The sequence below is a fragment of the Desulfobacter hydrogenophilus genome (genome assembly GCF_004319545.1).
In the GTDB taxonomy this organism is placed as follows: domain Bacteria; phylum Desulfobacterota; class Desulfobacteria; order Desulfobacterales; family Desulfobacteraceae; genus Desulfobacter; species Desulfobacter hydrogenophilus.
Genome location: NZ_CP036313.1, coordinates 360,112 through 373,195, shown reverse-complemented (window position 1 = coordinate 373,195; position 13,084 = coordinate 360,112). Strand labels below are relative to the sequence as shown.

Sequence of the window (13,084 nt, the reverse complement as noted above, 5' to 3'; positions counted from 1 at the left end):
TCCGTCTATCAACATATTGGCCCATTCTGTCTAATTAAACTGTTATGATTTGAATGGAAATGAAAATTAATCAACTATTAAGTCGCTTAGTAGAATTTGAAAGAAAATTATTCCAAAACATTAATACTGAGTTTCTATCCCATTCACCTAAGAACGAAGCAAGCAGGATCTTAAGCATCGTTTCATTTGAACATGCTGAAAGCTTGAAAATGCTTTTAGCATCAGGTAACTTCACTTCATCTATTGGTCTTCTCAGGTTGCAGTATGAGGCTTTTGTAAGAGCTTTATGGGTTTTTTATTCAGCATCTGACATTGCTGTTTCAAAGTTGATGTCAGAACTTACTGCTGAGAGCGCACGAAAGACCCAAAAACTACCAATGTTATCTGAAATGTTAAAAAAGCTTGAAGGCAAGGCCCCTAAAATCCTATTAGATCAATTACTTGAGTTCAAAGAATATTCTTGGAAACCGCTTAGTTCTTACATCCATGGAGGTATTCATGCAATCCAAAGACATAGTAAAGGCTACCCTGTTCAATTACTTATTCAAACAGTAAAAGCATCAAATGGAGTTTCTATAATGGCAGCGATGTTTTTGATAATTGTTGCAAATGATATTTCAAAAAGAGGTCTCATGCCCATAATTCAGAGAGAATTCAAGGATTGTTTACCCGACGAAAAAATATAAAAAACGAAATTTCTGAATTCCGGGGGTTGAATTCCGGGGACACTTTACTAAATCATTCTTGAATTCCGGGGACACTTTACTAAATCATTAATTTTATATCGTGTCCCCCTGATTTGACCATTCTATATTATTCCTCCCCCCCTGATCAGAGATCTAATTAAAAATTTCCGCTATTGGCGCTTTTTCCCCGACAGGGCAAACGCGATCAACATGCCGACAAAAATACCAATGAGCATGGTGATTACCAGAAGTAGGGCCCTGGGCATGGTCATCGTCCAAAATAAAAAATGGGTTTCCACAGCCTGAGTGTTCTGAAAAAAAATAACCAATGTGATGGTCACTAAAATCAATCCTGAGATGAGTTTTATTTTTTGTAACAAGGCCGTCTTCCTTTCATATCTTCAGGGTAAAATGCCGAAACACAAAAAAAGAGTATCCCTAGCGTACAGCCATGGCATTTTTTATAAAATAAAATCGGTTGTCAAAAATTTGCTTTTACGCTGTCGGACGATATCCGTAATGATTTTTTTGTTCTGATCCGTTTCCTTGGCCGCCACCAGCGTTCGAATTGAAAAAACCCGCAGGGCGTCAGACACGGAAAGGGTTCCTTCCGCCGAATCCTTCCGTCCGGTAAAAGGAAAGGTATCCGGCCCCCTCTGGCACTGGCAGTTGATGTTGACCCGACATACCTGATTTACCAGCGGGTCTATCATTTCTGCCACCTGGTCGGGATCATTGCCAAAAATACTCACCTGCTGGCCGTAATTTGAATGGATCATATATTCAATGGGGTCTTTGATATCGGTAAAGGCCAGAACCGGAATCACCGGCCCGAATTGCTCTTCATGAAAGACCCTCATTTTGTGGGTGACCGGATACAAGATTGCCGGGGAAAAAAAGCTGCCGCACACCCTGGCCCCGCCGTTGTTGACGATGCCGGCGCCCTTTTCAACTGCATCTGAGACTAAAGCCCTCAGGTAATCGGCTTTGCCTTTTTCTGGCATAGGTGTCACAAACACGCCCTCCTTCCAGGGCATGCCGACGACCAGTTCATTCATCGCTGCAGCAAATCGGTCAAGAAATTCCTGGGCAATAGGTTGTTCGACAAACAAAATTTTAAGGGCAGTACACCGTTGGCCGTTAAATGAAAGGCAGCCCAGAATGCATTCTTTGACTGTCAAGTCCAGATCCGCTCCGTTGAGAATAATGGCTGGGTTTTTGGCCTCCAACCCCAGAACACAGCGAAGCCGGTTTGGATAGGGGTGCTGTTTTTTCAGCTCGTTGGCTGTCCGGCTCGTCCCGATCAATCCCAGGACATTAATCTGGCCCGATGCCATGAGCGGGGGAATCATTTCCCGGCCCTGGCCGTAAATGATATTGATCACCCCTTTGGGGAAAACATCACAAAAGGCGTTGAGCAAAGGCGCGTAGAGAAGGGCGCCGTGTTTGGGCGGTTTTAGAATCACGGTATTTCCCATGACAAGGGCCGGTATCAGAGTGGTGAAGGTTTCGTTGAGAGGGTAGTTAAAGGGCCCCATACACAGCACCACCCCCAAAGGGGCGCGCCGGATCTGGCCGATGATTTTTTCTTCAATGGTAAACCGGGAACCGGTTCTGTCCAGGTCTTTGAGCGCCGCAAGGGTCTCCTTGATGTATTGGATGGTCCGGTCGAATTCTTTGATTGAATCCTGAAGGGGTTTGCCAACCTCCCACATGAGAAACCGTACCACCCGGTCCTTTTCTTCCATCATTCGAAATGTGAATGTTTCCATGTGCTCAATTCTCTGACTCACAGACAGGGTCGGCCAGAAACCGCGGCCATGATTATAGGCGGCCACAGCCGCATCCAGTGCCTGCTGTGACTCCGCTTGTGTTAACAAGGGATATTCTCCGATAAAAAAGGGACTCGGATCCTTGTCTGTGGCCACCCAGACAGGCGACAGCACCTCCTGGCGGGGACCATCCCAGTTCCGGATTTCTCCATTGATCAGATACTGGGTTTGGATGCAGGGCAGATCCTTTAAAATGGATTCAGGTATGTCAGAGGCCATTGGAAACAGGTCCTGCCAAGGTATCTCGTTGTTTTGTTTCATATGCTCCTCACTTGTTAACTTGGGCGCTGTTATCTTTTGAGTGTTTGTCTCAATTTAATGGGCGCTTGTTGTTTTTTACGCAATTTTAAATTAAGCATTTCGACCATGACGGAAAACGCCATGGCAAAATAAATATATCCTTTGGGCACATGGATGCCGGCCCCTTCAACCACCAGAGTCGCACCGATCATGATCAAAAAGGACAGGGCAAGAATTTTAATGGTCGGATGGGTTTCAACAAAGTTACCTATGGATTTTGCTGCCAGGAGCATCACCCCCACAGAAAGTATGATGGCAATGGCCATGACGGAAAACTCCCTGGCAAGTCCCACAGCCGTAATCACAGAATCAAATGAGAACACCATATCCAGGACTGTAATCTGAACCAGGACATTCCCAAGGCTGGAAACGGTTCCTGTCGGGGGGTCCTGACCGGCCCCTTCTAGGCTGTTGTGAATTTCATGGGTGGCCTTGGCCAGGAGAAACAGGCCCCCGCCGATTAGAATAATATCCCGTCCGGAAATGTTTTTTCCTAAAATTGAGAAAAAAGGGTCTGTCAGCCCAACGATCCAGGCAATTGAAAACAACAGGGCAAGACGGGAAACCATTGCCAGCAGGATGCCTATATTCCTGGCGACGTTCTGCTGATTGTCCGGCAAACGGCCCACCACAATGGAAATAAAAATAATATTATCAATTCCCAGGACAATCTCTAGAACAGTCAGTGTGCCCAAGGCAGCCCATGCCTCTATGCTGGTTATCCATTCAAACATGAAACAGGCTCCTGTTGACGGGGCTGGTGCTGCCGGCCCGTTGTGAAAGACAGCGCCGCCCGGGGCCACCTGGCAGCCATACATTTGCTGGTGATATCAGGCAATGCTCACCTGCTTTTTAAGATACACGTCCTGGATGGCGTGGAGAAGCTTAACCCTGTCTTTCATGAATTTTTGAAAGGCCTTGTACCCTTAAGATCCGCCCCATGCGGCCGATCCGTTTGTTGATCATAGCAGTTCAGAACGACATTTTCTGGAGAATAACACGATGAAAATTATCCAACAAGAATTTTTGGATAAATTTATTCGTGATTATTTCATCATTCTCTTGAATACTCGAATAGGGAGACCGCAATCGTTTGTATTAAATTTTTTTTGCCAGAATCATGATTGTTATTATATTTTATTTTTTTATTGATATAAAATAAAATTTGCTTTAAGTAACTTTCTTTGATGTTGCGTTTTTTACAAAGAAAGGAAAGCCATGTAAATGTCATTGACCATGAGACAGACAGTCCGATTAGAAGTTCAATCTCTTTATATTGATCACAAGACCTGGCTACGGGACTGGCTAAAATGGAAGCTGGGATGTATTGAGACGGCTGAGGATCTATCCCAGGATGTTTTTATGCGGCTTCTTGGCCGGTCGGAAATCGTTACTGTCCGCCGTCCCCGGGCCTACCTGGGTAGGATTGCCAGGGGGCTTGTGATTGACCATTGGCGTCGCCGGGATATTGAGGATGCCTGGCGCAAGATTCAAGCCGCAGTTCCGGAACAGGCGCAACCCTCCCCGGAAGAACGTCTTGAAGTTATCGAGGCCCTTGTAGAGATTGACCGGATTTTAGGAAAGCTTAAACCGCGCACGCGAACGGCATTTCTGCTGGCAAGGGTCGAAGGCATGACCTGCCCCCGCATTGCCCGGCACCTGGGGGTCTCCCAGAGTACTGTGGAACGGGACATTTCAGTTGCCCTGCGCCATTGCCACCGGGCATTGGCCAATCAAGATAATAGATCATGAGTAGCCAGCGGCATGAAATACGGGTGCCTGAGAAGATACTTGAACAGGCCATTGACTGGACCTTAAAGATTCGTTTTAACACGCCGGATGAAAAGACCCGACAGGCATTTAAACATTGGCTTGAACTTGATATCCGCAACAAAGAGGCCTGGCAGCAGATACAATCGTCCCAGCAGGGGTTTGACATTCTGCCGGGTTCGGATATTGTAGATATTTTTGAAACGGTTGAAAAAAAGCACCCTTCCCGTAAGCTTACCAGAAGAAATGCCATTAAGCTCGGTCTTATAGGGGGCATGTTCCTTTTTTCAGCAGGATGGGGAATAAAGTACAACATTTTCGGTGGCAGGCAATTTTTAACCGCCGGCACCCCTGTGGGTGGCCGCCGGACTCTGCGCCTTTCCGAGGGCTCGGTGGTTGAGTTGAACACAAATACAACCGTCAGTACCGAATTCACCTTTCGCCGCCGCCAGATTCGCCTGTTAAGAGGAGAAGTCCTTATTACCACCGGTAAAGATACCCAATCACCTTTTTATCGCCCCTTTTTTGTACAAACACCCTTTGGCCCGTTAGAGGCTCTTGGTACAAAATTTTGTGTCCGCATTATGCCCGAAAGCGCCAGGGTCTGTGTCCTGGAAGACGTTGTAAGGATAATGGCATCCGGTTACAATCTTTCAGTCCGGAAAGGCGAAACCTTTGAGTTTGACGTTCAAAAGATTCGGCAGATTGCCGATTCTTCCCCAATGGCGGCAGACTGGGTTGACGGCATCATTGTGGCAAAACGCATGCCCCTGTCTACACTTCTGGATGAACTGTCCAGGTATAAACCGGAAAAACTTTCATGGGATTCCCGGGTAACGGTCTTGAAAGTGTCTGGTATATATCAGGTGCATAATCCGGACAAGGCCCTTGAGATTCTGTCCCAGACCTTACCCATCAAACTTGTGTCCCAAACCGACAACAGCATCTATATCAGCTCTTCCCTGCAGTAATTTTTTTATCTAAATATTTTTTTTTAAAAAAAATGAAGGTTTTTGTATCTTGCTTCGGCTCAACTAATAAAAATAAATAATATTGTACTAGTTAGCTTTGACTTGACTTGGTTGAATATTAGAAATGGAGGAAGATGTGATTGTACGATTTTTTTATGGGCTGATAAAAATGTACCAGCTCAAAAGTCACAGGCATTTAAGGTTTGGGGCGGCGGTCTTGTTGTTAATGGTGTTGGCAGGTATTCCGGCAGGTGTTTTTGCCCAAACGGTTACAAAAACGGATATCAAACAATATAACATTGCCCCAGGGCCTTTAGGATCGGCGCTGGAACAGTTTACCCGCCGTGCCGGTATCAATATTTTTTATGATGAGGCATTGATGGATGGAGCCGGCACTAAAGGGCTGCAAGGATCGTATCCTGTGGCACAGGGGCTTGAGGCCCTTTTGGATGGTACAGGTATAATTGCCTTGGAAGGCTCCGGGGGATGGATACTTAAACCCAAGGCGGACCCGGTATCGTCAACCCAGGCGACCGGAGCCTCCGATCAAACCAATGCGCTGGAAACCAATTCTTCACAAAAAAATATTGAAGTGCCTGCCATTGTGGTCAGCGGCAACAGGGAAAAGGAAATCGTATCCCTTGAACAGATCAACCGGAACCTGGCCTCGGACGTTTCCGACCTGTTTGACGGCACCCCGTCGGTGGTTGTGGGCGGTGGCAGCCGGAACGCCCAGAGAATTTATTTACGGGGTATCGAAAGCACCAACCTTAATATGACCATTGACGGCGCCCGGCAGGGGCGGGCACTATTTCAGCACCACGGCAGTGTGGGCGGACTTGATCCAAGCATGCTCAAACAAGTGGAAGTCCAGACAATGGGAAGTGCGGACCAGGGTCCCGGTGCGCTGGGCGGCAGCATCAGCTTTGAAACCCTGGATGCCCAGGATCTTTTGCTGCCTGGGAAAACCAGCGGTGCACGCCTGAAAACCGGTTATAACAGCGTGGACGACGCCATCCTGGGCAGTGTCGAGGTCTATACCGTGTTAAAAGACCATTTTGGGCTTTTGGCCCACGTTTCAGGAGCAAACCGGGACGATTATGAAAACGGTGACGGCAGGGATGTTCTCAACACGGCCGGGGACGATCGCGATTACCTGTTTAAGGTTAGTATGCTGGACTGGGACGATCATAGCCTGCGGCTCAGTGCCCAAAAAAACACCGCCACCGGGAATTCAAACTGGGGCGGAACAGGCAGTGATATCGGCGAAGCATCAGACACGGAAAGTGCCGTAGAGCAGGAAATGGAACGTAGCTCCTACACGTTGGATCATCGCTATTCGCCAAAGACCAATCCTTTAATTGACTGGAAATTCAACCTTTACAGCAATGAGAACAGCCTTGAAAACATAGATGCGGGAAACACGGTTGATACCACGGAATATGGCGGCTCCGCCAAAAACACCTTCTTCTTTGAACTGGGGACCACCCGGCATCATCTCACCGCAGCCATGGATTATTTCAAAGAAGATGGCTCCTATGATAACGGAAGCGAGGAAACCACGAATAGTTCCGACAACTTCGGCCTGGCCCTGCAGGAACGAATGGACTTTGGTCGGTTTAGTCTGTCCATGGGCGCCCGGTTCGACGATTATTCTTCTGAATATGGATCTGAAACCGTTTCAGGGAATGAAATATCTCCCAATATCAACGGTGAAATCGAAATTATAACCGGTCTGTCAGTCTTTGGTGGATACAGTGAAGCGGTTCGCGGCTCCAGTATCATCCCCATCCAGTGGTTATCCCTGATTGAGGATGATGTAGAAATCAACAACGGCAATCCGGTGGAACCCGAAGAATCAAACACACGCCAGGCAGGTGTCAAGTATGCCACATCCGGTCTTTTTTTGCCTGAAGATCGTTTAAGCGCCGGCGTTACCTATTTCAACACCCGGCTGACCAACACCATTGAAGTGGAATCAGGGGGCCGCATGGGGCAGCCCATCACAGCCATTTACAATAATCCGGACACGTTGACCTCAAAAGGGTATGAGGTAAATCTTGCGTGGTCAATCAAGCAGTTTCGGACCCGGCTGGCATTTTCAAGTTTTGAAACCGAGGACGGCGACGGAAATCCCGCCGGGGTTATCCGCCGAAAGACCGCAGCCACCGGAGACCAGCTGATCTGGGATTTAAAATGGAATCCCAAACCCAACTTGACCTTTGGGTATACCCTGACCTACGTGGCAGATTTGACAAAAGTGCCCGAGGGGGACAACGAACGTCCAGGTTATGTCCTTCATGCCATTCAGGCCTCCTGGCAGCCCGAAGCCATAGAGGGTTTGACCCTTTCCCTGGCTGTGGATAATCTTTTTGACAAAGACTATTGCGACCAGACCTCCATTGAAGGAGACTACGGCGCCATTTCAGAACCGGGTCGGGATATCCGCCTGGCTGTGACATATCAGTTCTAACTTGAAAAAAACATCAAAGGAGTTAATAAAATGAATCATTCCAGATCAAAATTTGCCTGTTTTACCGTTGCCCTTGTTATCGCCACCTTTATGACGGCAGGCTACGCCACATCCGGGGATCATGGTGCAGATGCCGTAACCGGCACCATTACCACATCCAATGAAATCAAAAAAACAGGTAGTCTGAAGCTCATCAGTTTGGGAACCGGTGATGCTGACAATATGACCATCCGTGCCAGGCAGGCAGTTACCAACGCGGATATTATTTTCACCATGGGCGGTCGCATCGATTACTATGGGGATTTGCTAAAAGGGAAAGAGATTTACAATGCCGGCCATAAGCTTTATGCAAAAAATCAGGATAAGTACAATCCCAAATCCGGCCTGAAAGATAAAAAAGCAAAAAATACCGGCCACGGTCCCAGGTGGCATAAATCCCCGGAAGAACTTGCCGCCATGCAGGAAAAGACGCGCCAAGTTATAAGGGATGCGGTTGCTGCAGGCAAACATGTGGCAATTATAGACAATGGCGACCCCACAATCTTTGGCCCGCACATTGAGTACATGCGTGAGTTTTCCGATCTGCATCCGGAAATTATACCCGGTATCTCCAGTTTTAATGCCGCCAATGCCGTCCTGCAAACCAGTATGGTCGCCGGTAACGCCAAGGCAATCACCCTGACGTTGGGGCGCTTGGAGAACGGCCGGGACAAAATGATCGCCAACATGATTCATTCCGGGCAGACTCTGGTGTTTTTCATGGTGCGTGATCTTAACGGATTTATTGATGGCCTCAATCCCCTTGTTCCTGGGGATACACCTGTGGCCATTGTTTCCTGGGCCGGCTCCAGGAAAAAACAACGGGTCATAAAAAGTACTATGGGGACAATCCTGGAAACCATTGGCCAGGAACGGATATCCAACTACTTGCTTTATGTAGGCACCGCTTTGAAATAGCAGTGATAGGCTGATCTGGCCTTTTATCGTGTTTGAATAAAGAGGAATATACCATGACAACTGTTTTGCACTATTTTTCATTTACTGCCAAATATGTGTTTGGGCATCTAATATATTTTGGAGATTTTTTCAGATGAGCCCTGAAACCGACGCCAACGGGCTGAAACGAGACATTGGCCTTGCCTCAGCCCTGGTTCTGGTTATTGCAAATATGGTGGGAACCGGTGTTTTTACCACCACAGGTTTTATAATGGCAGAGCTTGACAGCGGCCCGGCCCTTCTGGCTTGCTGGCTGGTTGGGGGGGGCTTTGCCCTGGCAGGCGCCCTTTGCTATGGTGAACTGGGTTCCCGGTTTCCAAAGGCGGGCGGAGAATATGCCTATCTGTATCAAATCTTTGGCCCGCTGCCGGCATTCCTTTCCGGCTGGATATCTTTGATCGTGGGTTTTTCAGCCCCCATTGCAGCCGCAGCCATTGCTTTCTCCGCGTATATTGCAGGCCAGGAGAGCACGCCCTGGTTCACGCTTAAAATTCTGGATGCACAAATCCTGAGCATTTCGCCCGCATCCCTGCTGGCCTGTGCGATTGTTGCTGTGCTGTCTTTGGTCCATTGCCACAGCCTGGATTTTGGGAAAAAGGTTCAAAATTTTTTAACCCTGTTCAAAATTGTTTTGATCATAGGGTTTATCATTGCCGGATTTCTGATGAGAACACGGGGCATTGGTGAGGTCATGGAAATACCAAAGGCATCTTCATTCAGTTCTTCAGGATTTGCCGTGGCACTGATTTTTGTCTCCTTTGCATACAGTGGGTGGAATGCTGCGGCATACATTGGTGGTGAAATCAAAAATCCGGGGAAAAACCTCCCTTTGGCCTTGATTTTGGGAACAATCATTGTCACAGGATTATATTTGCTGCTCAATCTTGTTTATCTTTTTGCATTGCCGCCGGACAGGATAACAGGCGTTCTGGAGATTGGTAAAGTGGCGGCTGTTGCCCTTTTTGGACAGAACATCGGGGCGGTTTTCGGCATTGCCGTGGCCTTTGGGCTGTTGTCGGTGATCAGTGCCATGATCATGGCAGGGCCCAGGGTTTATTTTGCCATGGCCAGGGATGGGCAGTTTTTTTCTTCCCTTTCAAAGGTTCATGAAACCAGAAGAACCCCCCGTCGAGCGATCCTGTTCCAGGGGGGTGTGGCCATCGGTATGATCCTTTTGGCTGCCTTTGACCAGCTGTTGATTTATATTGGCTTTACCCTGTCACTGTGTGCAACCTTAACCGTGGCAGGCCTTTTCAGGCTTCCCAGACCATCTGTTAAAAACCCAGATATTTATCGGTGTCCCGGGTATCCTTTTATCCCTTTATTTTTTATAGCAGGAAATATCTGGATTATCTGCTATTCCATTGTCAGCCGGCCCACGGCTGTTGTATTTGGTGTTTTAACCATTTTAGCGGGTGTGGCAATTTATGCACTATTTTGGCAAAGGGCCGGTATTGTAAAATCAGATAGCGGGATTATCCATAGGCTTGAAAATATAAAACAGCCCATGGCCGTTACTCGGAAATATCAAGAGCCTGTTTAAAAATAGATGAATCGGCTGTAATCCCATGAGATTTCGCTTCAATCCCCTAATTTTTAAACAGATCTAAAAAAATCCCATGAATTGCCCGGGTGATTGGGGTTGAACATGATTGCTTGCGGCTGTATGAACAAAAAGCTTATATTTTTTCCATGGGGACCTTCGTATTGTGCATATGATCGTGGTCGTGGTCGTGGTCGTGGTCGTGGTCGTGGTCGTGGCAGTCCTGCCGTTTTAACAGGCTTCTTGCCAGGAGCGCCGTCAGGATCAGGGCTGCGGTTAGTTCAACGCCGTAGGGCACCACTTCAGCCGCCTTCCCCATCACTACGGTCGGCTGGATGGCCAGCAGCCTGTAGATCAGGTCGAGCAGGGCACCCATTGCCAGGGAGCAAATGGATATCATACCAAGATAGATCGCCAGGGCCCGGGTGCCGAAAATGTTTTTCACCACCCCCATGGTGGCGGCATTGGTGGCCGGTCCTGCCAGTAGAAATACCAGTGCGGCGCCCGGATTCAGTCCTTTAAGGATCAACGCTGCGGCAATGGGGGTTGATGACGTGGCGCACACATACATGGGGATGCCGGCGACCAGCATGACCAGCATGGAGAGGAATGGATTATTCTGGGACCATGTGCTGATCCCGGAAGGAAAAAAAAAGGTTATTATACCGGCAATGAATACCCCGATTGCAAAGGGTTTGGCGATATCTGTGAGAAGTTCGCCAAAGGCAAAGTTCATCCCCTGTGCCAGACGTTTTAAAAGGGGTTGTTCATGAACTGTCGCGCCGTGGGTATTTGCGCACGTTTCGCCACCGCAGTTACAGTTATGTTCCGGATGAGGGCCCTGTTCAAAAAACGGGTCCGGTGTAATGGATGCTTTTTTATGATCCCGGCTGCTGAATATGTTTGCGGTAATGCCGGTGGATATGGCTGTGACCAATCCTGCAATGGGCCGCATGACAGTCATTACCGGATCGAGCATTGCCCAGGATACGGCAATGGAATCCACACCGGATTCCGGGGTGGCGATCATGAACGCCAGGGCAGCGCCATCGTTTGCTCCCTGTTTTTTTAAGCCCGTAACCACGGGGATCACCCCGCAGCTGCACAAGGGAATAGGGATGCCGAACAAGGCTGAGCGCAGCACCGGTTTTATCCGGCCTTCACCTAAATATTTTTTTATCCGGTCCGGTTTGAAAAATACGTAGAGCAAAGCTGCCACCAGAAAGCCGAAAAGCATGAATACCGACACATCCAGGTAAACATGCCATATTTCAAGAATGATATTTTTTATTGTGATCATTATGGTTTTGTCTTTGTTTTATTTTTTGTCAATAATTATACTCACCTGCCTGTTCTCATATGAATATATGAATTGTTGTTCATATATTCAAGGAAAAAGTTTTTACCATTGGAGAAAATTCGGGTTTGTCAGGAAATCGGCGTAACTGGTGGATAGGATCAGATGTCAGTGGGATATGTGTTCAATGCTCATCTGAAGCAGTGAACGCACATGGTCGTCGTCCAGGGAATAATATATAGTTTTTCCCTGGCGTCGGTTTTTAACGATCCGAAGGGTTCTCAGGACCCGAAGTTGGTGGGATACGGCAGATTCGCTCTGGCCGCAAAGTACGGAAAGATCACACACGCAATGTTCCCGGGCCAGAAGCGCTGTGACTATTCTTATCCTGGAAGGGTCTCCAAGTGCCTTGAATATCTCGGAGAGCCCCAAAATGGTATCTGGTGACGGCATCGTTTTAAGCGTTTTTTTTACCTCCTCCGGGTCGATGCATTTCTTTGAGCAGGTGTCCATACTTGTCATCCGATCATTAAAACGGTTTTCAAAAATTATTAATCTGCGCTCCTTAGTGCTCCATGAGTACAATAAACAATCCTTTTTCGCAAGACGCTCTTTCGTTGGGTTTTATTTTGAACTTGGGCCTTAGGAGAAAGTGAATTAAACGACCCGCCGCATTCCGAGTTTAAGATGCTATTATCCCGAAAAGCGGCAGGCCTCTTTTTTAGCTATTCTTATTTTTAAACCGACCCTCCCTTTGATACTCGTCCTTAAAATAAGCCCGATTAGAAAAAAGCCAGTCTTTTAAAACTATCAAAACCGAATTACAAGGACCTGTCAGGAAACATCGTTTTTGAAATCAAGCTCGCACTGATCGTTAAGCCGTGTGCGACTCAGAACGAATGCAATGGCCACCACCGGCAGGGCAAGAACAAAACCGATAATCGGCAGAAAGGTGAATCCCAGTACAACAAGTCCAAGGGCAAATACGCCGAACAGACCGCTTAAAAAGTATTTAGAAAAATTTTCTGATGTACATATATTGTTTCTCATGTCGGCCTACTTATATTTATATTTTTCTTTAAGTTAAAGCTTATATAATTAGTTTTAACTTAATCCTTCTTTCCCAAAAACTAATACCGAATAAAAGATATGCAAGCCTTTTTTTTAAAGCATCGAATGGGCGTTACGGCAACATTGCCGATCGGATTGGCTCAAA

The 13,084-nt window shown here is 47.4% G+C and carries 12 protein-coding genes; 6 read left to right on the top strand and 6 right to left on the bottom strand.

The window, feature by feature from the left end; genetic code table 11:
* Positions 1 to 53 precede the first annotated feature (53 nt).
* Positions 54 to 686, top strand: coding sequence for a DUF6988 family protein (locus tag EYB58_RS01680; RefSeq protein WP_207309116.1), 633 nt, complete (start codon positions 54 to 56; stop codon positions 684 to 686).
* A 170-nt stretch (positions 687 to 856) separates the two neighbouring features.
* On the opposite strand, the gene EYB58_RS01675 is transcribed toward EYB58_RS01680, so the two are convergent.
* The 3 genes from EYB58_RS01675 to EYB58_RS01665 form a co-directional block, all read right to left on the bottom strand.
* Positions 857 to 1,066, bottom strand: a complete 210-nt coding sequence (locus EYB58_RS01675) for a lipopolysaccharide assembly protein LapA domain-containing protein (protein WP_111954732.1) — start codon at positions 1,064 to 1,066, stop codon at positions 857 to 859.
* Between the two features lie 81 nt (positions 1,067 to 1,147).
* Complete coding sequence (locus EYB58_RS01670; protein ID WP_111954730.1) at positions 1,148 to 2,779, bottom strand: NADP-dependent glyceraldehyde-3-phosphate dehydrogenase; 1,632 nt, start codon at positions 2,777 to 2,779, stop codon at positions 1,148 to 1,150.
* Positions 2,780 to 2,808: 29 nt separating this feature from the next.
* Complete coding sequence (locus EYB58_RS01665) at positions 2,809 to 3,552, bottom strand: TerC family protein (RefSeq protein WP_111954728.1); 744 nt, start codon at positions 3,550 to 3,552, stop codon at positions 2,809 to 2,811.
* A 490-nt stretch (positions 3,553 to 4,042) separates the two neighbouring features.
* Between EYB58_RS01665 and EYB58_RS01660 the strand changes: the two genes are divergently transcribed.
* From EYB58_RS01660 to EYB58_RS01640, 5 genes are all read left to right on the top strand, one after another.
* Positions 4,043 to 4,570: a sigma-70 family RNA polymerase sigma factor gene (locus tag EYB58_RS01660; RefSeq protein WP_111954724.1), complete on the top strand. Its 528-nt coding sequence runs from the start codon at positions 4,043 to 4,045 to the stop codon at positions 4,568 to 4,570.
* Positions 4,567 to 5,559 (top strand): FecR domain-containing protein, encoded by a 993-nt coding sequence (locus EYB58_RS01655; RefSeq protein WP_111954722.1) that lies wholly within the window; start codon positions 4,567 to 4,569, stop codon positions 5,557 to 5,559. The genes EYB58_RS01660 and EYB58_RS01655 overlap by 4 nt, the downstream gene beginning before the upstream one ends.
* Positions 5,560 to 5,695: 136 nt before the next feature.
* The gene (locus tag EYB58_RS01650; RefSeq protein ID WP_163354320.1) at positions 5,696 to 8,032 is read left to right on the top strand and encodes a TonB-dependent receptor; all 2,337 of its coding nucleotides are present in this window, start codon (positions 5,696 to 5,698) and stop codon (positions 8,030 to 8,032) included.
* 30 nt (positions 8,033 to 8,062) lie between these two features.
* Positions 8,063 to 8,989, top strand: a complete 927-nt coding sequence (locus EYB58_RS01645; protein WP_111954718.1) for an SAM-dependent methyltransferase — start codon at positions 8,063 to 8,065, stop codon at positions 8,987 to 8,989.
* A gap of 133 nt (positions 8,990 to 9,122) precedes the next feature.
* Positions 9,123 to 10,571 (top strand): APC family permease, encoded by a 1,449-nt coding sequence (locus tag EYB58_RS01640; protein WP_111954716.1) that lies wholly within the window; start codon positions 9,123 to 9,125, stop codon positions 10,569 to 10,571.
* Between the two features lie 136 nt (positions 10,572 to 10,707).
* Here EYB58_RS01640 and EYB58_RS01635 read toward each other — a convergent pair whose 3' ends face one another.
* From EYB58_RS01635 to EYB58_RS01625, 3 genes are all read right to left on the bottom strand, one after another.
* Positions 10,708 to 11,871, bottom strand: a complete 1,164-nt coding sequence (locus EYB58_RS01635) for an SO_0444 family Cu/Zn efflux transporter (RefSeq protein WP_111954714.1) — start codon at positions 11,869 to 11,871, stop codon at positions 10,708 to 10,710.
* Positions 11,872 to 12,036: 165 nt separating this feature from the next.
* A complete protein-coding gene (locus tag EYB58_RS01630; RefSeq protein WP_111954712.1) occupies positions 12,037 to 12,381 on the bottom strand; it encodes an ArsR/SmtB family transcription factor in 345 nt (114 codons plus the stop codon).
* Between the two features lie 321 nt (positions 12,382 to 12,702).
* The gene (locus tag EYB58_RS01625; protein ID WP_111954710.1) at positions 12,703 to 12,918 is read right to left on the bottom strand and encodes a hypothetical protein; all 216 of its coding nucleotides are present in this window, start codon (positions 12,916 to 12,918) and stop codon (positions 12,703 to 12,705) included.
* Between the last annotated feature and the right edge of the window lie 166 nt (positions 12,919 to 13,084).

What these genes read in the sequence shown, in the direction of transcription:
- EYB58_RS01665 (WP_111954728.1), bottom strand. Translation starts at nt 3,552, where the DNA reads ATGTTTGAATGGATAACCAGCATAGAGGCATGGGCTGCCTTGGGCACA.
- EYB58_RS01645 (WP_111954718.1), top strand. Translation starts at nt 8,063, where the DNA reads ATGAATCATTCCAGATCAAAATTTGCCTGTTTTACCGTTGCCCTTGTT.
- EYB58_RS01660 (WP_111954724.1), top strand. Translation starts at nt 4,043, where the DNA reads ATGTCATTGACCATGAGACAGACAGTCCGATTAGAAGTTCAATCTCTT.
- EYB58_RS01680 (WP_207309116.1), top strand. Translation starts at nt 54, where the DNA reads ATGGAAATGAAAATTAATCAACTATTAAGTCGCTTAGTAGAATTTGAA.
- EYB58_RS01670 (WP_111954730.1), bottom strand. Translation starts at nt 2,779, where the DNA reads ATGAAACAAAACAACGAGATACCTTGGCAGGACCTGTTTCCAATGGCC.
- EYB58_RS01625 (WP_111954710.1), bottom strand. Translation starts at nt 12,918, where the DNA reads ATGAGAAACAATATATGTACATCAGAAAATTTTTCTAAATACTTTTTA.
- EYB58_RS01640 (WP_111954716.1), top strand. Translation starts at nt 9,123, where the DNA reads ATGAGCCCTGAAACCGACGCCAACGGGCTGAAACGAGACATTGGCCTT.
- EYB58_RS01635 (WP_111954714.1), bottom strand. Translation starts at nt 11,871, where the DNA reads ATGATCACAATAAAAAATATCATTCTTGAAATATGGCATGTTTACCTG.
- EYB58_RS01630 (WP_111954712.1), bottom strand. Translation starts at nt 12,381, where the DNA reads ATGGACACCTGCTCAAAGAAATGCATCGACCCGGAGGAGGTAAAAAAA.
- EYB58_RS01655 (WP_111954722.1), top strand. Translation starts at nt 4,567, where the DNA reads ATGAGTAGCCAGCGGCATGAAATACGGGTGCCTGAGAAGATACTTGAA.